Raw genomic sequence first — 23,589 nt, forward strand, 5'->3', positions numbered from 1 at the left:
TCTACAAAAGGCGACTTACCGCCAGGACAATAAATGCGTAGAATGCTCATTGCCCCCTGTTGACGGATAATTGCCATGCCCTTCCCTGCCCAGCTCACTCGACGTTCGTTTTGCAATCCCTTGGGCGCCGCCGTATTGGCCCTGGTTCTTGCTGGCTGTGCCCAGCAAAAACCATCGGGCTATTACGACACTCCGCATGACAACACCGCAACCGATGCACAAATTCACGCGCAGGGTCGCGACGTTGCCAGGGCACCATCGCAGATACAGCTGGGTTTCGGGAATGAAGAACAAAAAGCCAACAGGCGGAAATCGCAGCAACAAGCGGCGGAAGGCACGGCGGTAAAAGCGCGTGCCGTAGCCGAAGCCAAAACCTTCCTGGGCACCGTACCTTGCCTGCTCAACGCAGGCCCTGGCTGCTCGGCCACACGGGTAACGCTAACACTGGCTCCCGAGGGGCAGTGGCGCGCCCGCACCGTATTGCTTGATCATCCCGAGCCCAAGAACAACATTGTTCAGCAGGGCTGCTGGAATGTCGTGGCCACGCAGCCGTTGCGCATCGTGCTGCAGTTACCCAATGAAGCCACCAAGGCCAACCTGACCTTTGTCAACGACAACGTGCTGCGCATCAATACAATCGACGATATAAAGCCCACGCTTGACCACCACCTGACACGCCAGCAAGACATCGACCCCATCGACGAAATTTCCAGCCAGACACCGCTGCAGTGTCAATAAACCCTAGAACGGAACACCCTGCGACATAATGCAGCGGGTTAATTCGACTGCATTCCTGACCTGCATTTTCTGAAAAATTCGGGCCCGATGAGCTTCGATGGTGCGCTGCGATACACCCAGTTCGGCAGCGATGATCTTGTTGGGTTTGCCCGATACCACGTAGTCCATGACGTCACGCTCGCGCGGTGTTAACCGCGAGATAGGCGAACCGCCATGATTGCGTCCTTGTAGCATGCTTATCTCCGTCTATTGGCTATGTACTATTCTGTCATGGCCAATAGACGGGGTCTCCTGTCAATTCTTACAGAGCGCCGGTAGACGGCCGTGGAAGGCATGGGAGTGCCGGCCTATCAAATCTCCAGGTTGTCGATGAGGCGAGTGCTGCCCAGTTTGGCGGCCGCTAGAACAACCAGTGGCTCGCGGGCATTGATCTCGCCTGCGGTGGGCGCCAGCAGATCGCGCTGGCGTCGCAGCGAAACGTAGTCGACCTGCCAGCCGCGATCGCGCAGATGGTCGATGGCATGGCGCTCCAGCGCATCCAGATCGGCATGACCTTCCTCCACGCGCTTTTTGACGCCCTGCAAGGCGGCATACAACTGGGGCGCTTCGGCACGATGTTCAGGCTGCAAGTACATATTGCGCGAAGACAGCGCCAGACCGTCAGTGTCGCGCACGGTTTCGTGTGCCAGGATGTTTACTGGCAGCTGGAACTGGCGGCACATGCGGCGCACCACCATCAGCTGCTGGTAATCTTTCTTGCCGAATACGGCAACACTGGGCTGGACACAGGAAAACAGCTTGAGCACCACAGTGCTGACGCCCGTAAAAAACCCGGGACGAAATTCGCCTTCCAATATCCCGCCCAGGTCGGCCGACGGTTGTATCTGGAAGCTTTGTGGTTCGGGGTACATTTCCCGCTCGTTTGGCGCAAACAGCACATAGACGTCGCGCTCGCGTTCGAGCTTTTCAATATCGGCCGCCAGGGTGCGCGGGTATTGATCGAAATCCTCATTCGGACCGAATTGCAGGCGATTGACGAATATGCTGGCAACCACCGGATCGCCATGCTGGCGAGCGAGCTTCATCAGTGAAAGATGACCCTGATGCAAGTTGCCCATGGTAGGCACAAATGCAACCCGCAACTGCCCGCGCAATTGGTCGCGCAGTTCTTCGATGGTGTGAACGACTTTCAAAAAAATCTCCGTGCGGAATAGAATGTGCCCGCCATATCAGGCGGCGGCGCGTATATAGGACAGGCGCAAGTAAATGGGCGCGTAGGGTTCGGCCTGGGTGATGTCCAGCAACGATTCACGTGCCAGTTCGAGCATGGCCAGAAAATGTACCACCAGGATGGGCACTGAGTCGCCGTCCACCACCCGCTCGCTGAAAAGCTCGGTGAATTCCATGAATCGAACGTCGCTCAAGCGACGCAGGATCTGGCTCATGTGGTCGCGCACGGATAATTGTTCGCGGGTGATGCGGTGATGTTGATTGAGCTTGGCGCGGCGCATGATGTCGAGCCAGGCATTGCGCAGGTCGTCGGGGCTGACCTCGGGCAAGATGCGTTCCACCTGCAAGTCCAAGAATGCATGCGAACGCTGGAAGTCTCTGCCCAGTTGCGGCAAGGCATCCAGCTTGCGTGCCGCCAGCTTCATTTGTTCGTATTCAAGCAAACGCCTGACCAGCTCGGCGCGCGGGTCGTCGACCTCTTCGCCGCTGTCCGATTTTTTGACCGGCAGCAACATGCGCGACTTGATTTCGATGAGCAGCGCCGCCATAAGCAGATATTCGCCGGCGAGCTCGAGGTTATGCTTGCGGATCTGTTCCACGTAAGAAAGATACTGCTTGGTGACCTCGGCCATGGGGATGTCAAGCACATTGAAATTCTGCTTGCGTATCAGGTAAAGCAGCAAATCCAGTGGGCCCTGGAATGTTTCCAGGAATACTTCAAGGGCATCCGGGGGAATATACAAATCGTGGGGCATGGCGAACAGTGGTTCGCCATACAGGCGAGCCAAGGCCACACTATCGACCACGTCGGGGGTGCTATCAATGGCCGGCGTGACCAACGCATCCATTCCCACGCCTCCTGCCCCGGACAACGGCATGAGCCCGCTTAGTTCGTCTGGTACACGTATGGCTTTTGCGGTACACGCCCGGCGCGATACCCATCTTGGAGTTCCGGATCAATTTGCTTGTCCCAAAGACGTCCACGCCCTTCGCGCTGACGCGCCTCGGTATCAGGATGCTCTGCCTTGTACTTTTTCAGAAACTGAGTAATTTCTGACTCGAAATTCTTTGCCATAATGCGTAAAGACCAAATATGGTTAACCGACGAAACCCAAGTTTACTTCACTCGAGCTGAACTGAGTGCCTAATGCCCACTGAGACCGCCTACCCGACACCCGAACTTTCCGTAGAACCGATCTCCCCGCGCGAACGCAGCGCAATCCGCATGATACCGTTTATCGTGGGCTGCGCACTGTTCATGCAGATGCTGGACGCCACCGTCGTGGCCACCGCGCTGCCGGCCATGGCGCTTTCGCTGGACACCTCCGTCGTGCACATGAACGTCGCCATCACCAGCTATCTGCTCGCCGTAGCGGTATTTGTCCCGATCAGCGGCTGGGCCGCTGATCGCTACGGGGCAAGACGGGTTTTTATCGCGGCCATCCTGCTCTTCACTCTCAGTTCCATAGCCTGCGCCGCCTCCCAAAGCATTGCCCAGCTTGTTGTGGCACGCGTGGTGCAGGGCTTGGCAGGCGCCATGATGGTCCCCGTCGGACGCGTCATTTTGCTGCGCAAGATACCTAAGACCGAATTGCTCAAGGCCATGGCCTTCCTGTCGCTTCCGGCCTTGCTGGGTCCCCTGATAGGGCCGCCCCTGGGCGGGTTCCTGGTCACCTATGCGTCATGGCACTGGATATTCCTGATCAATATCCCGGTGGGTGTGCTGGGCATCGGGTTGGTGATCTACTACATACGCGATGACTTCCCGGTGACCGCGCCCCGGCTCGATTGGGTCGGCTTCATCCTTAGCGGTGTCAGCCTGGCCACGCTGGTGTCCAGCTTCGAGGCCGTCGGCCATCAGTCCTTGTCGCTGCCGCAGCTCTTGATCATGGTGGCGGTGGGGCTGACGTGCGGCGCACTCTATATCTGGCACGCCCGGCGCATCGAACACCCCATCATCGACTTGTCCCTGTTACGGGTTCCCACTTTTGCCATCGCCACACTGGGCGGGAATCTGTGCCGCTTTGCCGTCGGCGCCAGCCCCTTCCTGCTTGCCATTCTGCTGCAAGTAGGCTTTGGCTTGACGCCGTTTTCGGCCGGCATGATCACCTTCACCAGCGCGGCCGGGGCTATGGTCATGAAGTTCGTCGCCACGCCGATCATCAGGCGCTATGGATTCAAGCGCGTGCTTGTCACCAACGCCGTCCTGACCGCTGCCTTCATCATGCTATGCGGACTGTTCCGCGCCGATACGCCGTTGTGGATCATGATTGCCATTCTGGTCATCGGCGGCTTTTTCCGCTCGCTGCAATTCACGGCGGTCAATACGCTGACTTATGCCGACCTTGGCTCGGCGGACATGGCCCGCGCGAGCAGCTTTGCCGCCATGGCGCAGCAATTGGGCATCAGCCTGGGCGTGGCCTGCGCCGCCGTCACCATGAATCTCAGCATGCAATGGCGCGGCGCATCGGAATTGGCGCTGGCCGATATTGTGTGGGGTTTCATCGTTATCGGCCTGATCACCGCCGCGTCCGCCATTTCGTTCTCGCGCCTGCCGGCCACGGCAGGCAATAACTTGCACAAGACCAAATCGGTTGGCCGAGTTTGAGTGGAAATGCTCTACGCCTGGTGCTGCAGGCGGCAGCAGTCATTGCGGCCAAACCGCCACCCAATTGCGTGGCGGCATCAGTCGCAGCTTAAGGGTATTCCTGGCGGGCGTGCACGACGTTCATAACTTCGATGGCCGAGTACGTCACTTTGTACACAATGATGTAGTTTGGGTGTGCGACGATTTCGCGTGTGCCGGATATACGACCAGGCTTATACAAGTAGGGGTGTTCTGCAACCGGCAGCAGGGCGCTTTCAATGTGCCGTCTGATATTACGAGCCGCTTGGGGGCTGCGTTCGGCAATGTAGGTGATAATTTCCGCTAAATCACGTTTAGCAGTGGAAAGCCAGGTAATAGTCAGCATGGTTATTAGGTCGCGCGTGAGACACAGGCTTATTTAGCCGTCACGACCTTTATAGTGCGCGTGTTTTATTCTTGGCTTGGTGGCGTTTTTCCGCTTCTTCGATAATGGCGTCCATGTGAGCCATCACTTCATCGTGGGGGATGCGCGGGCTGGTGTCTGCCAAGCTAGCTTGCACTTTCGCACGAAGCCAGCGGTCATAGCTGGCCGCTTGTTCTTCGGTCTCGAATTCCGAGACAATGGGAGAGAGGGCAACGCTCATGGAAAAGCTCCTTGTTGACTGTTCCTCTAGTTTAAAACAATTGAGCACAACCGGGGCAGTTTCCTGTTTTTCGCGGGTTTGCGTTATTGCAAGCATTTACCCATGACAAAAACAACAATCACCCCCTAAATTCTGGAGGTTCGGTCTCGACTTGAATCGGAAGACGACCCAATCGTCCCATTATCCAGCAGCATCACAAGCTTGCAGTCCGGCCGCGTTGCCAGGCGGAAAGTGATCTGCTGGTAGCTCAAAGCGCCCGATACGGGATGCTGGAACTCGCGAAGGCCGCCTTCGCGGTCCACGACCGCATGCCGCGTCCACCAGTGTGCGAACACGGGACTGGACTGCAGCAATTCATCCAGCAAAGCGCGCACGTCGGGCTCGTCGGCGTGTGCGGCCGCATCGGCCCTGAACTCAGCCACGACTCGGCTGGCCCGCTGGTCCCAGTCCACCACCAGCTGGCGGGCCGCAGGATCCAGAAAGATATACCGCAACAGATTGGGCCTTGCGTCGCGATCGGGCCAGCCATCGAAAAGATGCAATAAGGCTTCATTGCGAGCCAGCACATTCCAGCACCGATCGAGGATGTAGGCAGGTGCAATGATGCTGTGCACGCAATCGGCGAGCCCCTCGGGCAGGGGATGCGCATGCTCGCGGCCATGCTCGGGGTCGGTACACTCCGCAAGTTCGAACAGATAATGGCGCTCGGCGCGCGACAGTGCCAATACCGAGGCCAGCCGGGCCCACACGCTGGGCGACACGGAGACATCTCGGCCTTGCTCTATCCATGTGTACCAGGTGACGCTGATACTGCAGAGCTGTGCCACTTCTTCACGGCGCAGCCCGGGCGTACGGCGCCGCACGCCGGCGGGCAGCCCCATGGTTTCGGGCTGTACGCGAGCGCGAGCGCTGCGCAGAAAGTCACCCAGCGCTTTGCGCCGCGCCGAGTTGACCTGGTCCGCCGACGGCGGCGCGCCCTTGGCCTGCATGGACTACCTCCGTTACGCCAGGCCTATCTCAACAGGCTTGCCAGGCTGCGGCGCACATCGTCTTCATCGCGTCCGCTGCGTTGCACATAGTCCTTGACCTGGTCATCGCCTATGTTGCCAACATTGAAATACTGCGACATGGGATGGCTGAAATAAAAGCCCGATACGCTGGAAGCCGGATACATGGCATAACTGTCGGTCAATTGCATGTCGATATCCTCGCATTCCATCACCCGGAACATTTCTTTCTTGACCACATGCTCGGGGCATGCCGGGTAGCCGGGCGCCGGGCGTATACCCTGGTATTTCTCGGCAATGATCTCCGCATCGGGCAGATCTTCGTGGGGTACATATCCCCACAGGTCGCGACGTACCCGGGCATGCAGGGTTTCGGCAAATCCTTCGGCAAGGCGGTCGGCGATCGCCTTGAGCATGATGCTGGAATAATCGTCGTTATCGTCCAGGAAGCGCTTGTCGTGCTTTTCAATACCCAGGCCGCCGGTCACCGCGAACATCCCGATGTAATCGGCCACGCCGCTGGATTTGGGTGCAATGTAGTCAGCCAGGCATTTGTAATCGACGCCTTCGCGCTTTTCCTGCTGCTGGCGCACATTGCGCCATGTGAACAGGACTTCCGAGCGTGTCTCGTCGCGATAGATCTCGATGTCTTCATCATTGACCGTATTGGCCGGATAGAAGGCGATGACGCCATTGGCCGTCAGCCAGCGCCCGTCCACCACCTTCTTCATCATGGCCTGCCCTTCCTCGAAGAGCTTGCGTGCCTGCTCGCCCACGACCTTGTCCTGCAGAATGGCGGGATACTGGCCGAAGAGGCTCCAGGTCTGGAAAAACGGCGTCCAGTCCAGGAATTTAAGAATCTCGGAGAGATCGTAGTTCTTGAATGTGCGGCGCCCGATGAATTTTGGCCGCGGTGGTGTGTAGCTGGACCAATCTATGGCCGGGCGTCCGGCCCGTGCCTCGGCCAGGCTCACCAGGGGGGTTGCCTTGCGATTGGCATGGCGCGTGCGCACCGTTTCGTATTCTTCCGCAAGATTCGCCAACCAGGTGTCGGCGCCGTCGGACATCAAGTGCGTGGCCACGCCCACCGAACGACTTGCATCCGGCACATAGATGACCGGCCCCTCGTAGTTGGGTGCTATCTTCACCGCCGTGTGCACACGGCTGGTCGTAGCCCCACCCACGAGCAGAGGCATTTTTCGGCTGCGAAAGTAATCGTCGCGCTGCATTTCCGACGCCACATAGGCCATCTCTTCCAGGCTGGGCGTAATCAGGCCGGAGAGCCCGACCATGTCGGCCTTCTCTTCCTTGGCCTTGGCCAGTATCTGGGTGCAAGGCACCATGACGCCCATATTCACTACTTCGAAGTTATTGCACTGCAAAACCACGGTCACGATATTCTTGCCGATATCGTGTACGTCGCCCTTGACGGTGGCAATCACGATCTTGCCCTTGGCGCGCACGTCGCCGCCTGCCGCTTCGATCTGCCGTTTCTCTTCCTCGATGAAGGGCACCAAATGAGCGACCGACAGTTTCATGACACGTGCCGATTTCACGACCTGGGGAAGAAACATTTTTCCCGCGCCGAACAAATCGCCAACGATGTTCATGCCGTCCATCAACGGTCCTTCGATCACCTGGATCGGACGTCCGCCCGCATCGGCGATTTTCTGGCGCACCTCCTCGGTGTCTTCGACGATGAATGTCGTAATGCCATGAACGAGCGCATGCGACAGCCGGGCCTCGACCGATTGTTCGCGCCATGTCAGGTCTTCCTCCTTCTTCGCGCCGGATCCCTTTACCGTTTCCGCCAGCTCGACCAGCCGCTCGGTCGGGCTGCGCTCATCGGCGGGTTCAGTCTTGCCCAGGGGCACGGGGCGATCCAGCACCACGTCTTCGACCATGTCGCGCAGCGTGTTGTCCAGGTCGCTGTACACCCCAAGCTGACCCGCATTGACGATGCCCATGGTGAGCCCTTCCTGGATCGCGTAGTACAGGAAGACCGCATGAATGGCCTCGCGCATGGCTTCGTTGCCACGGAAGGAAAAGCTGACATTGGAGATGCCGCCGGACACGCGTGCATGCGGCAGATTGTCCGTGATCCAGCGCGTCGCCTCGATAAAGTCGACCGCATAATGGTTGTGTTCGTCGATACCAGTGGCAATGGCAAATACGTTAGGATCGAAAATGATATCTTCGGGTGGAAAGCCGACCTCATTGACGAGCAAGTCGTAGGCGCGCCGGCATATGGCCTTGCGCTTTTCGAGGTTGTCGGCCTGACCCTCTTCGTCGAATGCCATGACCACAGCCGCGGCGCCGTACTTGCGGCACAGGCGTGCATGCTCGAGGAAAGGACCCTCGCCTTCTTTCATGGATATGGAATTGACCACCGCCTTGCCTTGCACGCAACGCAGCCCTGTTTCGATGACGTCCCATTTCGAGCTGTCGATCATGATGGGGACCCGTGCAATATCAGGCTCGGACGCCACCATGTTCAGGAAGCGATGCATGCAGGCGGCCGAGTCCAGCATGGCCTCGTCCATATTGATGTCTATGATCTGCGCGCCGTTCTCGACCTGCTGGCGGGCAACGGTCAAGGCTTCATCGTATTTCTCCTCGCGTATCAGGCGCAGGAACATCTTGCTGCCCGTCACGTTGGTGCGTTCGCCGACGTTGACGAACAGCGAATCGCGATCGATATTCAAGGCCTCCAGTCCCGACAATCGTGTCTTGACGGGCACCACGGGCGGTTGCCGCACGGGCAGGCCGGCCACTTTTTCCGCAATGGCCTTGATATGCTCGGGCGTGGTCCCGCAACATCCGCCGGCCATATTGACCAGACCGGACAGGGCGAATTCTTCCAGCAGCGCCGAGGTATCGGCGGGCGCTTCGTCGAAGCCGGTGTCGGCCATGGGGTTGGGCAGGCCCGCATTGGGATACACGCACAGATAGGTGTCGCACAGCTTGGACAGTTCGGCGACATAGGGACGCATCAACGCGGCGCCCAGTGCGCAGTTCAGCCCTATCGTTACAGGTCGGGCATGCCGCACGGAATTCCAGAACGCTTCGACCGTCTGGCCCGACAGGATGCGTCCGGACGCATCGGTGACCGTACCGGAAATCATGACAGGCAAGCGCACGCCACGTTCTTCGAACACGCTTTCGACAGCAAAGATGGCCGCCTTGGCATTCAAGGTATCGAAGATGGTTTCGATCAGGACGATGTCTATGCCGCCATCGAGCAAGCCATTGAGCTGTTCGCTGTAAGCCGCGCGCAACTGTTCGAAGGTGACGTTGCGGGCCGCCGGGTCGTTGACGTCCGGAGAGATGGACGCGGTTTTGGGCTGCGGGCCCAGGGCTCCCGCGACGAAACGCGGGCGGTCGGGGGTGCTGAAGGCATCACAGGCTTCGCGTGCCAGCCTGGCTGAAACGACGTTCAGCTCGTAGGCGATTTCGGGCAAGCCGTAGTCGCCCTGGGCAATGGAGGTGGCGCCAAAGGTATTGGTTTCGATGACGTCGGCGCCGGCTTCGAGGTATTGGCGATGAATATCGCCAATGATGTCGGGGCGCACGATGGAGAGCAGTTCGTTATTGCCTTTGACGTCCTTACCGTGATCCGCGAAGCGTTGGCCCCGGAAGTCGGTCTCGCTGAGCTTGTATTGCTGGATCATGGTGCCCATGGCACCGTCGAGGATCAGGATACGCTGGGCGAGCTGGCGCGGGAATTCGGCGCCATGAGTGTAGGAGGAGATGGGGTAAGGCAAGGACGGATAGGGCACTGGGTCACCTGGCAGTGTGCAGGACAGGCATACAAGTGGGCATGCCCTGCGGGCTTTGCATAGTGCTTTGGATGCGTTATGCAAGGAGCGGTTTGTTTAGTACTGGGTTGGGGATGGTTTAGGTCTATTGTATCGTTCCGGGTTTTTTGGCGCCGGAGTGCCGTATGCCGGCACCCCGGCGTTACGTTAGAGGGTAGCGGCGATATCGGTGCTGCGTCTCAAACAAAGTCCACGACGACCAGCTCGCCGTAGGCCAGTTTCATGGTGGTGGAAGCAGCGTGATGGGCGATGGCTTGGGGTTGGATGTGGAGCTGGCAGGCCAGGAGCAGGCGGATGGTGCCGGCGTGGCAAATGATAATGGCGTCTTGCTGCGCAGCGCGCATCTGGGTGTGAAAGGACTGGACGCGATGGGCCATTTCCAGGACGGTTTCGCCGGCGCCGGGGCGGTATGTGACGAGATCGGCGGTCCAGGCGTCGATTTCGATGCGGGGGATCAGGTCCCAGCTTTTTTGTTCCCACGTTCCGAAGTTCATTTCGACCAGTCTTTCGTCGAAGGTGAGTGTCGTGGCGTCGAGCGCGATGGCGAGGGGTTCGGCCAGGCACCGGCACCGCTGCAGGGGACTGGAGTAAAGAGGAAGGCCTCGCGGCAAGTGTGTTTGGGGGCTGATCAGGAACGGCTTCTGCGCGGCTTGACGCGATCCCGCAAGATTCTGGGCGGGGCTCCGGGAAGAAGGGTCTGTTTGGAGGGCGAGGACGCGCGCAAGCTCCTGAGGGGCCACGGCGATGTCGGTGGCCCCGTAACAGACGGAGGGCGGCAGAAGCGGCGCAGGATGTCGGATCAGGTAGAGACGCATGGCTAGCAATGTGTCAGTGTGGAGTGCTGTATAGGTTGTTACTGTAAAGATAGGCAAGGATGCCGAGGTAGATGGCAACTTCGGATAGCTGCTGGACGGCGCCCAGGCAGTCGCCGGTGAAGCCGCCGATGCGGCGCTGGAAGTAGCGGGCCAGCCATGCCGTGGCCAGGACGCCGGCGGCAATGCCACCCAGGATGGCGGCCCAGGGAATCCAGCCGCCCAGGACTATTGCGGCCAGTGGCAGAAGCGTGGTCAGGGCGGCTATGCTGATTTCCGGGGTCGACATGGTCTGGGCCAGGGGCTTGGCCTTGCCTTCGTCCCTGGCATACTCCATGCGCCAGATCAGCAACGCGGAAAGCAGGCGCGACGAGGGGTGGGCAACGAACAAGGCCGCAATGACGGCATGGGGCGGCAGGTGTGCGAGCGTGGTGCATTTCAGAAGCAGGAGCAGTCCTATGCCTATTGCACCGTAGGCGCCCACGCGTGAGTCTTTCATGATTTCCAGGACGCGTTCCCGGGTATAGCCACCGCCAAAGCCGTCGCAGACGTCCGCAAATCCATCTTCGTGAAAGGCGCCGGTAAGGTAAATGCCGGCTATGGTCGACATCAGCACCGCAATGGCGGGCGGCAGAATCAGGGCCGATAAGAAGTAAACCAAACCAGTGACCACCGCCACGACGAGGCCGACCAGAGGGTAATAGCGCGATGCGTGCTGCAGCCAGGCAGGCTGATACCCCACCCAGCCGGGTGTGGGTATGCGAGTGAAAAACTGCAGCGCGATGAAGAAGAGGCGCGACTGGTGTACGGCGGCTTGAGCCAGCGTAGCGGACCCTGGGCCTGCTGGGTCAGCCATGGTGTGAATCCTGTTGCCCGCGACTGGCGGGCAGGATGGCATTCGCCTGGACTGATGACTCCGACTTTGTGCAGACCTGGGCCGAGTCAAAGGTGGCCATCTGGGAGAGAAAGTTCACAGCAGCTTGCAGGATAGGCAAAGCCAGTGCGCAGCCGGTGCCTTCGCCCAGGCGCAGATCCAGTTGCAGGATGGGCGTGGCGTGCAGCTTTTTCAGGACGTGGCGATGTCCATGCTCGTTGGAGCAGTGGCAGAACACGCAGTAATCGAGGATGGAAGGCTGCAGCCGCGCCGCCACGAGCAAGGCGGATGTCACGATGAAACCGTCGATCAACAACATCATTCGCCGCTCGGCCGCCTTCAACATGGCGCCGACCATCATTGCAATCTCGAATCCGCCGAACGTGGCAAGCACGTCCAGCGGCGCGGTCGCATGCGAGTGATGCGCCACGGCCATTTCTATCACGCGTCCCTTGTGCAGTATCGCATCCGCCGACAGGCCCGTGCCCGCTCCAATGCAATCGGCAATAGGCGTGTCGGCAAGTTTGTGGATGATGGCTGCCGCCGCCGTCGTATTGCCGATGCCCATCTCGCCAAAGCCCAATACATTCGCATTCGCACCAAGATCTGCGACCAGTGCCATGCCGTGGCGCAGCGCCGTCTCACATTCGCCAGCCGTCATCGCCGGCTGCTGCGCAAAATTGCGGGTACCGGGTCCCACCTTGCGCGAAATGAGGCCATCCCGTTTGCCGAAGTCGTGATTGACCCCAGCATCAATGATGTGCAGGGCCATGCCGCTCTGGCGCGCGAACACATTGATGGCCGCGCCGCCCGCCAGGAAGTTCTCCACCATCTGCCAAGTCACGCTTTGCGGATAGGCGGATACGCCCTCTTCGACTACACCATGGTCGCCGGCGAATACCAGCATCGACGCCCCGTGAAGCCGGGGGCTCGTCGTTCCTTGAACCAGCCCCGCTTGAAGGGCCAGCGATTCCAGCATACCCAGGCTGCCTCGCGGCTTCGTCTTGTTGTCTATGGCGGCGATCAAGGCCTGCGATAGCGCGGCATCCCGGGTTGAAGGCAAAAACGGAACTTCCATGAAGGTCACATCCCAAGTAGGGTTACGGGACGGCATTATAGGAGGCTTGTGATATATTTCGCGACGACAAAGGTGCTTTCGGAGTAGAAAAACGCGGCCGTAGCCTTATACCGCCCACACTCTGCGAAAGTTAAACGGGAAACAGATGCGCGCTTGCCCTCAGCAAGAACCACGCGCCCAGACTGTGCTGCCCCCGCAACGGTAAGCATGCCTCGCATGCCAGCCCGACACCGGCCTTCATCACCCCTTAGTCCATTTCCAGTTCCGTTCTATGCCAGCCGCAACCTTCGGCTGCTATGCGGAAGCAGAAATGTCTTATCGCTTACAACGTGCGGGGACGCGCGTTTTCCAGGGTTTCTCATGCCTTTCATCTTAAACCGGCAAGCGCTTGCCGTAATCAGCTGCTCGCTCTCTGCCGCCGCCACAGCTCAATCGGCCAGCCCCGTTTCCAAACTCGATCAAATCGTCGTCACCGCCTCACGCAGCGCGCAACTGCAAAAAGAAGTGCTGGGCGATGTCAGCGTAATCAGCAAGGACCAGCTGCAAAAATCCGGACAGGACAGCGTGGCCGAGATTCTCTCGCGTCAGCCCGGCGTCCAGTTCTACAGCAATGGCGGCCCTCAGACCACGACTGGCGTATTCCTGCGCGGAACGAATCCTAACCAGAGCCTGGTGCTGGTCGACGGCATACGGATCAACAGTTCCACGCAGGGCGGCGCCAACTGGGCCGCCATCGATCCGAATACCATAGAGCGCATTGAAATCGTGCGCGGTGCGGCCAGCAGCCTGTATGGATCCGACGCCATCGGCGGCGTGGTGAACATCATCACGAAGAAACCGGATGGCGATCGGCCGCTCGCCGCCTGGGGCAGTGTCGGCTACGGCTCTTACGATACCTTCAAGTCCAGCGCCGGCATTTCGGGCGCGCAGGACGGCTGGGACTATGCCCTGTCCAGCAGCATGGCGGACAGCAGTGGCTTCAACGCCACCAACCCGGACAATATCTACAGTTATCACCCGGATCGGGACGGCTACCGGCAGCACTCCTTGTCGGGCTCTTTGGGCTACACCTGGAAGCGAGGCCACCATGTCGGGCTCACGGCCTATAACGGCTATATGAATGGCGACTACGATGCGGGCGAGTATACAAGCCCGGCATACGGCATTACGCGTCAGCAGGCCTATACCCTGACCAGCACGGACGATATCACCGACTACTGGCAAAGCATTCTACGCTTTGGCCTGAGCAAAGAGTACGTGGAGAACCGCGCCTACGATTCACACTACAGCAGCCTGCAGCGTTCGTATACCTGGCAGAACAATATCCAGCTGACCGATAGCCAGCGGATTTCAACCGTTCTTGAGCGCCTCGAAGAGCGCCCGGCACATTCGTCATCCAGCTATTCGGTCAATCGCCGCGACACGAACTCGGCGGGCCTGGTCTACCGCGGCGACTTCTCAGCCCATCATCTTCAGGCCAGCGTACGCAATGACAATATTTCAGGTTACGGCAATCAGGCCACAGGCGGACTGGCCTATGACTACGATTTGAATGAGCGATGGAGCATAGGTGTGGCCGGCAATACCGGCTTTCGTGCGCCGACATTTTCAGATCTTTACAGCCCCTACGCGCCCAATCCGGACCTGCAGCCCGAGAAGTCCCGGAATCTGGAATTCAATCTTCGTTATGTAACGGACACTACCCGGCTGGGCCTTGTCGCCTACCAGAACAAGATACGCGACCTGATCACGCTAGACCCCAACCGGAACTGGGCAGCGTACAACATCGATACGGCGACCATACGGGGCGTGACCCTTACCGGCGAACATGATTTTGGCGACACCTCCTTGCGCGCCAGTGCCGATTTCATGAATCCGCGCGACGATGCCAGCGGCAAGCAATTGCGCTGGCGAGCCCGACAGGTTTACCGCGCCAGCGTGGACCATCGCTTCGACGCCGTAACAGTGGGGGCCGAGTACCAGTTCACCGGAAAGCGCTACGACGATGCCGGCAACCAGATCAGCCTGGGCGGATATGGCCTGCTCGGCCTGACCGCGGGATACGATTTCAGCAAGGCCGTCGGCGTCCAGGTGCGCTGGAATAATATTCTGGGCAAGGACTACACCAATGCTTACGGCTACAACATGCCCGGCTCCAATGTGTTCGTGAATGTTTCTTTCAGGATGTAGTCAATTGACGGCTCAGGCGGGGGAGCAGATTAAGGTCGCGGCGCGAAGCCGGGCTATTGTTCCGCTAATGCATGCCTGCAGCTTGGCAGCGTTGGCGGCCCTCACTGCGCTTGCATTCAATGCTCCAGCAGCGGCGGCCGGAGACACAGCGACGGCGAACGCGACGGCGAACGCGACGGCGCATGCGGCGCCTGTGCGCGCCATCACGCTGACTCCGCACATCACGGAGCTCATCTTTGCGGCCGGCGCGGGTGACCGCATCGTCGCCACCGTGACCAGCAGCGACTACCCCGCCACTGCTCTTGCCATTCCACGGATCGGCGACGGTGTGAACATCAGCATAGAGAAGGCCTTGTCGTTCCGTCCCGACCTGGTGGTGGCGTGGCAGGCATCTGCCGCCGCGGTCACGCTGGCACCAGCCATGGCCCGGCTGCACATACCGCTGCTCTATTCCGCGCCCCGCAGCCTCGCCGACATTCCTGGGGAAGTCAGGCGTTTCGGCGCCCTATTCGAGACGCAAGGCATTGCCGAGACGGCTGCCCAGGAACTGAGCATACGCCTGCAGGGGCTGGAAACCCGGTACGCCGGGCGTGAACGCGTTGCCGTCTTCATGGAGATCGGAGCCAATCCGGTCTACACACTCGGCAACGATCCCTTGCTCAATGACGCCCTGCGCATTTGCGGGGCACACAACGTCTACGCCGACGCTTTCATCGCTGCACCGCAGGTCAGCGCCGAAAGCGTCCTGGTGGCGCAACCCGCGGTCATCATTACGTCGGCGATCGATCACGAAGCGCTACAGGCCGCCACCGCGCGCTGGGCCGCGCTGCGCCTGCCGGCCGCCCTGAAGGGCCATGTTTACGGGATAGATCCTGACAAGCTATTCCGCCCAGGCCCCCGCCTGATCGACGCGGTTGAAGAACTCTGTCGATACATCGATAAATCACGCTAGACATAATGGTCGCTCGTCAGGCGGTGGCGGCGCGTCTCCTGTATTGTGGATTGGATCCTCTTGCGAGGGCGCCGAGCCACATGCGGCGGCGCCGAAGTTGAGCATTCGAATTAGCCCAACAGCACGCCAGCATCGTAAATGGATTATGCTTTTACATAGGACTCGCACAGCCCAACGCGAATATCGTCGTCGTTGCGGTCTACCCACCCGCGCATAGAACCATGAACCAAACAGACACCCTTACCATTGCAGGTCGCACGTTTACTTCACGCCTACTCGTGGGCACCGGAAAGTATAAAGATTTCGAGGAAACCCGCCAGGCCATTGACGCCAGCGGTGCGCAGATCGTGACCGTTGCCATACGCCGCACCAACATCGGCCAAAATGCGGGCGAACCCAACTTGCTGGATTTCCTTCCTTTATCGCAATTCACTATCCTGCCCAATACGGCCGGCTGCTACACCTCCCAGGACGCTGTGCGTACGCTGCGCCTGGCGCGCGAGCTGCTCGACGGCCATGACCTGGTCAAGCTGGAAGTCCTGGGCGATAAAGACAATCTTTTCCCCAATATGCCCGCAACGCTCGAAGCGGCGCGTACTCTGGTTGCCGATGGCTTCAAGGTCATGGTGTACTGCACGGACGATCCTATCCAGTGCCGCATGCTCGAAGACATCGGTTGCGTCGCCATCATGCCGCTGGCCTCGCTGATCGGCTCCGGCATGGGCATCCTGAACCCCTGGAATCTCCGCCTGGTCATCGATCAGTCCAAGGTCCCCGTGCTGGTGGACGCGGGCGTCGGTACCGCCTCCGATGCGGCTGTAGCCATGGAACTGGGCTGTGATGCCATCCTGATGAATACCGCCATTGCCGGAGCCAAGAATCCGGTCCTTATGGCCAGTGCTATGAACAAGGCGGTGCAGGCGGGACGCGAAGCCTTCCTGGCCGGCCGGGTACCGCGCAAGTTCTACAGCGCCGATCCCAGCTCGCCCACCGAAGGCTTGATCCAGTCCAAGGCCTGACCCCATGATCCCGAATACCCTTACCATCGCCGGCGTAGATCCGTCCGGCGGTGCTGGCATACTGGCCGACATCAAGGCCATGAGCGCGCTGGGCGCGTACGGCACAGCCGTGGTCGCGGCGCTAACTGCGCAAAATACCCAGGGCGTCACTGCCATCTCGGCGGTTCCGCATGAATTCGTCACCGCGCAAATCGATACCTTGTTCGCCGATGTGCGGATCGACGCAGTGAAAATCGGCATGCTGGGACAGAAGCTGGTGACGCGCGCCGTTGCGGAGCGCATGGAGCACTGGAGGCCCACCCACCTCGTGCTGGACCCGGTCATGGTGGCCAAAAGCGGTGACCATCTGCTGGAACGCGCCGCGGTCAATGAATTGCGCGACAGCCTGTTGCCGCAGGCCACCATGCTTACCCCCAACCTGCCCGAGGCCGGCGTGTTGCTAGGATCCAGCTCCGCGGATTCCGTGCGCGAGATGCGTCGCGTGGCTGAAAAATTGCGCCGCCTGCTGGACGATCGCGGCGAGCGCTGGGTGTTTCTTAAAGGCGGCCATCTTCCAGGCAATGACACCATCGACATCCTTCACGATGGCGACCGCATGATCGAACTTCCCGGAACCCGCATCATTACACCCAACACGCATGGCACCGGCTGTACGTTGTCGGCCGCCCTGGCTGCATTGCTGCCCCAGGTCAACGACGTGCCGGAAGCGGCAAAGCGCGCCAAGGCGTATCTGGTGGCGGCTATCGCCCGCTCGGGCGAGCTCAGTGTAGGCAGCGGACATGGCCCGGTGCAGCACTTTCACGCATGGTGGCCGGCGCCCTGAAGCCGGGCCATTCGTCCAAATGGGCTATAGTACATACCATCGGCGCCCGCGGCGTATGGCACGCGCAGGCCATCCGGCATACAATTTATTACCCTTTTGTTTTTCTCTATAGAAGCTATGAACGTCACTGCGCTTTCAGAAATCGAACAAGCCCGGTTCAATATGGTCGAACAACAAATCCGACCGTGGGAAGTGCTTGATTTCAAGGTCCTGCAAGCCCTTTTCGAAGTACGCCGCGAACGTTTCGTGCCCGCGCCCATGCAGGCCCTGGCCTTCTCCGACGTCGAATTGCCGCTCATCATCAACTCGGTGGACACGCGCGAGACCATGCTTTCGCCCAAGGTGGAAGCCCGGCTCGCACAGGAACTGCAACTTAAACCTACCGACTGCATACTCGAAATCGGCACGGGTTCGGGCTATCAGGCGGCACTGCTATCCAGATTGGCCCAGCAAATCACCAGCGTCGAAGTCGACAGCCGGTTGGCTGCATTTGCGCTGCAAAACCTGCAACGCAACCATATCGACAACGTTACGGTTGAAACTGGCGACGCGCACGCAGGCTGGGGCACCACCGAATACGATGCCATCCTGCTGACTGGTTCCGTCCCTGCCGTACCCGACGCACTGAAGTATCAGTTGCGCATAGGCGGGCGCCTGGTCGTGGTCGTGGGCCAGAGCCCGGTCATGACGGCCTGTCGCATCACGCGCACCAGCGCCGCCAGCTTCGACACAAAGTACTTGTTCGACACGGTCATCAAGCCGCTGCGCGGCGCAACAGTGTCCCAGTTCAAATTCTAGAATGCCCATGGCCTCCCTGTACGCGAGGCTATCCCTGGCATTGGCGCTTATCGCCGGTGCCGTCCCGGCACAGGCACAGGCACAGGCACAGGCACAGGCACAGGCACAGGATCTCCTGCAAGTATGGCAAAAGGCCCTGCAACGCGATCCCGTTCATGCCGCCAACAGCGCCAGCCGTAATGCCGACCAGGAACGCGTCCCGCAGGCACGCGCCCGGCTGCTCCCGTATATCACGGCAGACGGCGTCGCCGAAGTCGACAACAGTCGCCGCTTGCGCGGCCTGGGCAACAGCAATAGCCAGCGCCGCGCCTTGTGGGCGCTTACCCTGGTGCAGCCGGTCGTCAACATCGGCGCCTGGGGCGAACTCAAGCGGGCCGACTACATCGCCAAGTCGGGCGACGTGGCACAGGCAGCGTCCTACCAGGACCTCGTCCTGCGGGTTGCACAAGCGTATTTCGACGTCCTGGCGGCCCAGGACACCCTGCGGGCCCTGGAAGCCCAGAAAAGCGCCGTGCAGTCCCAGTTGCGCGCCGCCAGGCAAGGTTTCGAGCTGGGCAGCACGACCATCGCCGATACCTATGAGGCACAGGCACGCCTAGATCTGCTCAATGCCAGCGAGTTCCAGGCCCGCAATGTATTGCAAGTCAGCGAAGATCTGCTCGCCCGCATCATCAACGAACGGCCGGGCAAGTTGGCTGAATTGGCCCCGGATACGGTATTGCCCGGGCCCACGCCCAACCGCCTGACCGACTGGACGGCGCAATCATCACACGCCAACCTGGCGGTGGCGCAGGCCGACCTGGCCGCCAAGATTGTCGAGAAGCAGATCGATATTGCCAAGAGCCAGCACTATCCTACACTGCACCTGCAAGCGCAGACGGGCAGCGCATCGGACAACGGGCTTTACAGTCCCAACGGCGGCCCGCGATCGCTGGACACCACGGTTGGTTTGCAACTGTCCATTCCCATCTTTACAGGTGGCGAGATTTCCTCGGTCGTGCGCGAACAGTCGTCGCGATTGCAGCAGGCACGCTATCAGCTCGAAGACGCCCGGCGCCACGCCGTCCAGTCGACGCAGCAGTATTTTTCCGGCGTCACGTCCGGCCTGGCCCAGATCGAAGCGCTCCAGTCAGCCGAGAAATCCAGCCTTGCATCGCTGAACGCCAACCGAACTGGCTACGAGATCGGCGTGCGTATCAATATCGACGTGCTCAACGCTCAGCAACAGCTGTATGAAACCCAACGCAGCCTGTCCCGTGCACGCTACGATACGCTGATGAACAGCCTCAGGCTCAAGGCCAGCAGCGGCATCCTGAGCGACCAGGACATCGTCGCGGTCAACCACCTGCTTACGGTCAAGCGCTGACTGCGCGTCACACGACGCAAACGCGGCACCGTTCAAGGGTGCCGCGTTCGCAAGCCGGCAATGTTCAGCCGCGTATCTTGTTCAACAAGCGCGTGGTTGAGCGTTCGAACTCGAAAGGAATAGCCACGGCCCTGCCGCCCCAGCTCTTGACGCTGGCGGTTTCAGGAAGGGTGTCCATGTCGTAGTCGCCTCCCTTCACGATCAGGTCGGGTCGCAACTGTTCGATAAGGCTTTGCGGCGTATCTTCGCTGAAGTCAGTCACCACCGACACGCAAGCCAGTGCGGCAATCAGGGCAGCACGATCAGCCAGTGTGTTGAGCGGGCGGTCCGCCCCCTTGCCCAGGCGGCGCACCGAATCGTCGGTGTTGAGCGCCACGATAAGGGTGGCGCCCAGTTGCGCCGCCTGATCCAGGTAAGTGGCATGGCCGCGATGCAGGATATCGAACACCCCGTTGGTGAAGACCAGCGGACGCGCAAGGCGTCCGCTCTGGACGGCGGCTATGCACGCGTCACGCGTGAGTATCTTGGACTCGAAGCGCGTTGCCATTATGCCGGCGTGGCGTCCTTGATCAGCGCCTTGCGGTACCGGTTCAGGTCTTGAACCGTGTTGAAGCTGGTTTCCATCAGCAACGACATATTGTGCAGAATGCGCGAGCTGACCTTGCCTTCCCATTCCTTGTCGAAGTGGATCTGGTTATCGAGCCAATTCTCGAGCCAACCGGGCGACGGCAGCTTGGACTGAACCGTATCGAGCGGGTACATGTCTTTATTGACGTGCAGGTTGGTGGGGTGCAAGGCCTGCGGTGTACGATGCGCCGACGCCATCAAGACGCCGATCTTGGCGAAGGCCATGCGGGCGCTGGCGCCGAATTCCTTGCTTTGGTTCAAGAGCGCGCGCTTCATGTAGCGCAGGTAAGCACCCGCATGACGCGCCTCGTCTTGCGCAATGATCTTGTAGATGGATTTAATGACCGGCTCGGTATGCCAGTCGGAGGCGCGACGATACCAATGGTTCAGGCGCACTTCACCGCAGAAATGCAGCATCAGTGTTTCCATGGCCGGTGCCGGGTCGAATTCGAAGCGCACTTTATGCAGCTCTTCTTCGGTCGGCACGAGTTCGGGCCGGAAACGGCGCAAGTATTCGATAAGGGCCAGCGAATGCTTTTGTTCCTCGAAGAACCATATGGACATGAACGCGCAAAAATCGCTGTCGTCACGGTTGTCGCGCAGGAACATTTCCGTTGCCGGCAACGCCGCCCACTCGGTGATGGCGTTCATTTTGATGGTATACGCCTGGTCGTCTGTCAGCTTGGTGCCGTCAAACTCGTCCCAAGGGATATCGGTGCCCATGTTCCAGCGTACCGCTTCCATTGATTTGAACAATTCAGGATAAAGCATGGGAATCTCTCTTAAATATGACGCGTAAGCGCCCAAATGGCCACACCCAAGGCCACCGCCACGACGGCCGTCAGCACCGTCAAAAGCCGATTCGTCTGTTGCTGGGCCAGACGAAGGCGCTCAAGCTCCAAGTTTAACCTAGGCCCGGTGTCCGGCCTGTTAAGGTTCGTGTACACCAGCCGCGGTATCTGGGGCAGGATCTGTGCCCACTGGCTGGCTTCTTTGTTGAGGCGCTTGCGCAGGCCGGGAAGACCTATGCGCTCGTGCATCCAATTCTCTAGGTAAGGCTTGGCGGTCTGCCATAGATCCAGGTTGGGATCCAGTTCGCGCCCCATGCCCTCGACATTCAGCAATGTTTTCTGCAGCAGCACCAATTGAGGCTGGATCTCGACATTGAACCGGCGCGAGGTCTGGAACAAGCGTAACAGCACCTGTCCCAGTGATATCTCGGACAGCGGACGATCGAAATAAGGCTCGCAAACCGCACGCACCGCGCCTTCGAGGTCTTCTTCCCGTGTCGTTGCGGGAACCCAGCCCGACTCGATATGCAGTTGCGCCACCCGACGGTAATCGCGCTGGAAGAAAGCCAGGAAGTTCTGCGCAAGATAGTTTTTGTCGAATTCGGACAGCGAGCCGACAATACCGAAATCCAGCGCAATGTACCGGCCCAGCGTTTCGGGTGCATCCGACACGTAGATATTACCTGGATGCATATCGGCATGGAAGAAGCCGTCGGCAAAAACCTGGGTGAAGAAAATTTCCACGCCGGTGCGGGCCAGTGCCTTTATGTCGATATTGGCCGCCTGCAGTCGCTGGATCTGGCTGACCGGAATGCCGCGCATGCGCTCCATGGTGAACACTGTCGTGGCGCAGTATTCCCAGACGACTTCGGGCACCATGAGCAAGCCGTCCCTGTTCGTATCGGGGCCAAAGTTGCGCCGCAGCTGGCTGCAATTGGACGCCTCGCGAATAAGGTCGAGTTCGTCATGCAGGTAGATATCAAATTCGGCAACGACCTGGCGCGGCTTCAGCCGGCGCGCATCGGCAGCCAGGCGTTCCACCAGCCCAGCCAGTGCGCGCATCAGGGTGACGTCTTTTTCGATCACCTCCCGCATGCCTGGACGCAACACTTTGACGGCAACCTCGCGGCCGTCGTGCAATACGGCAAAGTGCACTTGGGCAATGGAGGCCGACGCAACAGGATCGGCTTCGAAGTGCTTGAACAGGGTATGAGGCGACGCGCCCAGGGCGGCTTCGATGAGCGCGGCAGACTGGTCCGAAGGGAATGGCGGTACGCGGTCCTGCAGCAGCGCAAGCTCGATGGCGATATCCAGAGGGATCAGATCGCGACGCGTGGATAGCACTTGTCCGAACTTGACGAAGATGGGACCCAAGGATTCAAGCGCCACCCGCAGCCGTACGCCGCGGGCCATTTTGGGTTTGCGTCCCAGGCGGACGATACGCAACAAACCGTAGGCAATGGGATGCTTGATGCCGGAAAGTACCAGGTCGTCGAGCCGGTAGCGCAAAGCAATGATGATGATATGTATGAGCCGAAAGAAGGTAAACATGCTCAGCCCTTGCGCAAAGGGCTGGCGAGCCTGGCCACCCTGGCATCAAGCTGGTCCAGTCTTGTGGACATCGCCCGCAGCAGCGCGGTGTTGTCCTCGAAAGCCGGCCGGCTTGCCATCATGCCGCTTTCATGGACTAAAAACTCGCTGATATTGCCGGCCAGGCGTTCCGCCGAAGATTGCACGCCGGCGGCGATATTCCTTCCGGTTTGCAGCAGGCGCCGTGCTGCGACGTCGCCAAGTACCCTGGACAGATCATCTTCGACGTCCCACCGCAGGTCGCGCGCCAGGTCTGAAACCAGATGCGCCAACCCCGCGTCGCCTTCAATATGCAACAGCTCGGTCAGCAGCGATGGATCGCCGGCGCGCAGCACCGCGGGCAACTGCGCCATCTTGCCGGCCGGTATCGTAAGCGTGACATCGGGCACGATGGCCGGGTCGGACGATTGCACCAATCCGCCTGCCCGCACCGTCAGGCTCGTCTTGATGCTGCCCACGATGAAACGTGCCGTTTTGCCAGCATGGCGGCTTAACCGGTCTCGCGCCCAGTCTTCGCGCTGCAGCAGCGTGTTGAGCATGCGCGCGTGGATTGCCGCTGGAGCAAGGAAAGAAGGCAAAGAAAGCATGTCGATGGTTTGCGGCAAAGCCGGATCAGGTAAGCGTGTAAGGCAAGAACTCAAGTTT

The 23,589-nt window shown here is 59.8% G+C and carries 23 protein-coding genes and 1 riboswitch; of the genes, 8 read left to right on the top strand and 15 right to left on the bottom strand.

Annotated features, from left to right (window positions below):
• Positions 1–75 precede the first annotated feature (75 nt).
• Positions 76–738, top strand: a complete 663-nt coding sequence (locus tag CR155_RS18060) for a copper resistance protein NlpE N-terminal domain-containing protein (protein ID WP_102071428.1) — start codon at positions 76–78, stop codon at positions 736–738.
• Between the two features lie 3 nt (positions 739–741).
• On the opposite strand, the gene CR155_RS18065 is transcribed toward CR155_RS18060, so the two are convergent.
• From CR155_RS18065 to CR155_RS18080, 4 genes are all read right to left on the bottom strand, one after another.
• Complete coding sequence (locus CR155_RS18065) at positions 742–972, bottom strand: response regulator transcription factor (RefSeq protein ID WP_102071429.1); 231 nt, start codon at positions 970–972, stop codon at positions 742–744.
• Between the two features lie 116 nt (positions 973–1,088).
• On the bottom strand, positions 1,089–1,931 hold the full coding sequence (gene panC / locus CR155_RS18070) for a pantoate--beta-alanine ligase (RefSeq protein ID WP_102071430.1): 843 nt from the start codon (positions 1,929–1,931) through the stop codon (positions 1,089–1,091).
• A 36-nt stretch (positions 1,932–1,967) separates the two neighbouring features.
• Complete coding sequence (locus CR155_RS18075; protein ID WP_102071431.1) at positions 1,968–2,846, bottom strand: segregation and condensation protein A; 879 nt, start codon at positions 2,844–2,846, stop codon at positions 1,968–1,970.
• Positions 2,847–2,854: 8 nt separating this feature from the next.
• Positions 2,855–3,043 (bottom strand): DUF3460 family protein, encoded by a 189-nt coding sequence (locus tag CR155_RS18080; RefSeq protein ID WP_102071432.1) that lies wholly within the window; start codon positions 3,041–3,043, stop codon positions 2,855–2,857.
• A 72-nt stretch (positions 3,044–3,115) separates the two neighbouring features.
• Here CR155_RS18080 and CR155_RS18085 point away from each other — a divergent pair, with 72 nt between their 5' ends.
• Positions 3,116–4,576, top strand: a complete 1,461-nt coding sequence (locus tag CR155_RS18085; RefSeq protein WP_439650459.1) for a DHA2 family efflux MFS transporter permease subunit — start codon at positions 3,116–3,118, stop codon at positions 4,574–4,576.
• 88 nt (positions 4,577–4,664) lie between these two features.
• On the opposite strand, the gene CR155_RS18090 is transcribed toward CR155_RS18085, so the two are convergent.
• The 7 genes from CR155_RS18090 to cobT form a co-directional block, all read right to left on the bottom strand.
• Positions 4,665–4,940: a type II toxin-antitoxin system RelE/ParE family toxin gene (locus CR155_RS18090; RefSeq protein WP_102071433.1), complete on the bottom strand. Its 276-nt coding sequence runs from the start codon at positions 4,938–4,940 to the stop codon at positions 4,665–4,667.
• A gap of 49 nt (positions 4,941–4,989) precedes the next feature.
• On the bottom strand, positions 4,990–5,199 hold the full coding sequence (gene relB / locus CR155_RS18095) for a type II toxin-antitoxin system RelB family antitoxin (protein ID WP_102071434.1): 210 nt from the start codon (positions 5,197–5,199) through the stop codon (positions 4,990–4,992).
• Between the two features lie 125 nt (positions 5,200–5,324).
• Positions 5,325–6,188, bottom strand: coding sequence for a helix-turn-helix transcriptional regulator (locus tag CR155_RS18100; RefSeq protein ID WP_102071435.1), 864 nt, complete (start codon positions 6,186–6,188; stop codon positions 5,325–5,327).
• Positions 6,189–6,211: 23 nt separating this feature from the next.
• Complete coding sequence (gene metH, locus CR155_RS18105; protein ID WP_102071436.1) at positions 6,212–9,985, bottom strand: methionine synthase; 3,774 nt, start codon at positions 9,983–9,985, stop codon at positions 6,212–6,214.
• 218 nt (positions 9,986–10,203) lie between these two features.
• Entirely contained in the window at positions 10,204–10,839 is a 636-nt protein-coding gene (locus CR155_RS18110) for a histidine phosphatase family protein (protein ID WP_102071437.1), read from the bottom strand.
• Between the two features lie 13 nt (positions 10,840–10,852).
• On the bottom strand, positions 10,853–11,692 hold the full coding sequence (locus CR155_RS18115) for an adenosylcobinamide-GDP ribazoletransferase (RefSeq protein ID WP_102071438.1): 840 nt from the start codon (positions 11,690–11,692) through the stop codon (positions 10,853–10,855).
• Positions 11,685–12,788 (bottom strand): nicotinate-nucleotide--dimethylbenzimidazole phosphoribosyltransferase, encoded by a 1,104-nt coding sequence (gene cobT, locus CR155_RS18120; protein WP_102071439.1) that lies wholly within the window; start codon positions 12,786–12,788, stop codon positions 11,685–11,687. Before cobT ends, CR155_RS18115 begins: the two co-directional genes overlap by 8 nt.
• A 69-nt stretch (positions 12,789–12,857) precedes the next feature.
• A riboswitch (cobalamin riboswitch) is annotated at positions 12,858–13,026 on the top strand.
• A gap of 122 nt (positions 13,027–13,148) precedes the next feature.
• Between cobT and CR155_RS18125 the strand changes: the two genes are divergently transcribed.
• From CR155_RS18125 to CR155_RS18150, 6 genes are all read left to right on the top strand, one after another.
• Positions 13,149–14,978 carry a TonB-dependent receptor domain-containing protein gene (locus tag CR155_RS18125; RefSeq protein ID WP_102071440.1) on the top strand — a complete coding sequence of 610 codons (1,830 nt, stop codon included), beginning with the start codon at positions 13,149–13,151 and terminating at the stop codon, positions 14,976–14,978.
• Positions 14,979–14,982: 4 nt separating this feature from the next.
• Positions 14,983–15,930 (top strand): cobalamin-binding protein, encoded by a 948-nt coding sequence (locus CR155_RS18130; protein ID WP_158238303.1) that lies wholly within the window; start codon positions 14,983–14,985, stop codon positions 15,928–15,930.
• 221 nt (positions 15,931–16,151) lie between these two features.
• On the top strand, positions 16,152–16,949 hold the full coding sequence (locus CR155_RS18135; RefSeq protein WP_102071442.1) for a thiazole synthase: 798 nt from the start codon (positions 16,152–16,154) through the stop codon (positions 16,947–16,949).
• 4 nt (positions 16,950–16,953) lie between these two features.
• Positions 16,954–17,772, top strand: a complete 819-nt coding sequence (gene thiD, locus CR155_RS18140) for a bifunctional hydroxymethylpyrimidine kinase/phosphomethylpyrimidine kinase (RefSeq protein ID WP_102071443.1) — start codon at positions 16,954–16,956, stop codon at positions 17,770–17,772.
• Positions 17,773–17,889: 117 nt separating this feature from the next.
• Positions 17,890–18,570 carry a protein-L-isoaspartate O-methyltransferase family protein gene (locus CR155_RS18145; protein WP_102071444.1) on the top strand — a complete coding sequence of 227 codons (681 nt, stop codon included), beginning with the start codon at positions 17,890–17,892 and terminating at the stop codon, positions 18,568–18,570.
• A gap of 7 nt (positions 18,571–18,577) precedes the next feature.
• Complete coding sequence (locus tag CR155_RS18150; protein ID WP_439650460.1) at positions 18,578–19,936, top strand: TolC family outer membrane protein; 1,359 nt, start codon at positions 18,578–18,580, stop codon at positions 19,934–19,936.
• 64 nt (positions 19,937–20,000) lie between these two features.
• On the opposite strand, the gene CR155_RS18155 is transcribed toward CR155_RS18150, so the two are convergent.
• Genes CR155_RS18155 through CR155_RS18170 form a run of 4 tightly spaced genes read right to left on the bottom strand, consistent with a single transcriptional unit; the run spans position 20,001 to position 23,531 of the window.
• Positions 20,001–20,486, bottom strand: coding sequence for an adenylyltransferase/cytidyltransferase family protein (locus CR155_RS18155; RefSeq protein ID WP_102071521.1), 486 nt, complete (start codon positions 20,484–20,486; stop codon positions 20,001–20,003).
• A complete protein-coding gene (locus CR155_RS18160; RefSeq protein WP_102071446.1) occupies positions 20,483–21,334 on the bottom strand; it encodes a ferritin family protein in 852 nt (283 codons plus the stop codon). The genes CR155_RS18155 and CR155_RS18160 overlap by 4 nt, the downstream gene beginning before the upstream one ends.
• An 11-nt stretch (positions 21,335–21,345) precedes the next feature.
• Positions 21,346–22,905, bottom strand: coding sequence for a ubiquinone biosynthesis regulatory protein kinase UbiB (gene ubiB, locus CR155_RS18165; RefSeq protein WP_102071447.1), 1,560 nt, complete (start codon positions 22,903–22,905; stop codon positions 21,346–21,348).
• 2 nt (positions 22,906–22,907) lie between these two features.
• Entirely contained in the window at positions 22,908–23,531 is a 624-nt protein-coding gene (locus CR155_RS18170) for a ubiquinone biosynthesis accessory factor UbiJ (protein WP_102071522.1), read from the bottom strand.
• Positions 23,532–23,589: the final 58 nt, after the last annotated feature.

The organism is Pollutimonas nitritireducens (assembly GCF_002849615.1).
Taxonomy (GTDB): domain Bacteria; phylum Pseudomonadota; class Gammaproteobacteria; order Burkholderiales; family Burkholderiaceae_B; genus Pollutimonas; species Pollutimonas nitritireducens.

What these genes read in the sequence shown, in the direction of transcription:
- CR155_RS18060 (WP_102071428.1), top strand. Translation starts at nt 76, where the DNA reads ATGCCCTTCCCTGCCCAGCTCACTCGACGTTCGTTTTGCAATCCCTTG.
- CR155_RS18065 (WP_102071429.1), bottom strand. Translation starts at nt 972, where the DNA reads ATGCTACAAGGACGCAATCATGGCGGTTCGCCTATCTCGCGGTTAACA.
- CR155_RS18075 (WP_102071431.1), bottom strand. Translation starts at nt 2,846, where the DNA reads ATGCCGTTGTCCGGGGCAGGAGGCGTGGGAATGGATGCGTTGGTCACG.
- CR155_RS18080 (WP_102071432.1), bottom strand. Translation starts at nt 3,043, where the DNA reads ATGGCAAAGAATTTCGAGTCAGAAATTACTCAGTTTCTGAAAAAGTAC.
- CR155_RS18085 (WP_439650459.1), top strand. Translation starts at nt 3,116, where the DNA reads ATGCCCACTGAGACCGCCTACCCGACACCCGAACTTTCCGTAGAACCG.
- CR155_RS18090 (WP_102071433.1), bottom strand. Translation starts at nt 4,940, where the DNA reads ATGCTGACTATTACCTGGCTTTCCACTGCTAAACGTGATTTAGCGGAA.
- relB (WP_102071434.1), bottom strand. Translation starts at nt 5,199, where the DNA reads ATGAGCGTTGCCCTCTCTCCCATTGTCTCGGAATTCGAGACCGAAGAA.
- CR155_RS18100 (WP_102071435.1), bottom strand. Translation starts at nt 6,188, where the DNA reads ATGCAGGCCAAGGGCGCGCCGCCGTCGGCGGACCAGGTCAACTCGGCG.
- CR155_RS18110 (WP_102071437.1), bottom strand. Translation starts at nt 10,839, where the DNA reads ATGCGTCTCTACCTGATCCGACATCCTGCGCCGCTTCTGCCGCCCTCC.
- CR155_RS18115 (WP_102071438.1), bottom strand. Translation starts at nt 11,692, where the DNA reads ATGGCTGACCCAGCAGGCCCAGGGTCCGCTACGCTGGCTCAAGCCGCC.
- cobT (WP_102071439.1), bottom strand. Translation starts at nt 12,788, where the DNA reads ATGGAAGTTCCGTTTTTGCCTTCAACCCGGGATGCCGCGCTATCGCAG.
- CR155_RS18125 (WP_102071440.1), top strand. Translation starts at nt 13,149, where the DNA reads ATGCCTTTCATCTTAAACCGGCAAGCGCTTGCCGTAATCAGCTGCTCG.
- CR155_RS18135 (WP_102071442.1), top strand. Translation starts at nt 16,152, where the DNA reads ATGAACCAAACAGACACCCTTACCATTGCAGGTCGCACGTTTACTTCA.
- thiD (WP_102071443.1), top strand. Translation starts at nt 16,954, where the DNA reads ATGATCCCGAATACCCTTACCATCGCCGGCGTAGATCCGTCCGGCGGT.
- CR155_RS18145 (WP_102071444.1), top strand. Translation starts at nt 17,890, where the DNA reads ATGAACGTCACTGCGCTTTCAGAAATCGAACAAGCCCGGTTCAATATG.
- CR155_RS18150 (WP_439650460.1), top strand. Translation starts at nt 18,578, where the DNA reads ATGGCCTCCCTGTACGCGAGGCTATCCCTGGCATTGGCGCTTATCGCC.
- CR155_RS18160 (WP_102071446.1), bottom strand. Translation starts at nt 21,334, where the DNA reads ATGCTTTATCCTGAATTGTTCAAATCAATGGAAGCGGTACGCTGGAAC.
- ubiB (WP_102071447.1), bottom strand. Translation starts at nt 22,905, where the DNA reads ATGTTTACCTTCTTTCGGCTCATACATATCATCATCATTGCTTTGCGC.
- CR155_RS18170 (WP_102071522.1), bottom strand. Translation starts at nt 23,531, where the DNA reads ATGCTTTCTTTGCCTTCTTTCCTTGCTCCAGCGGCAATCCACGCGCGC.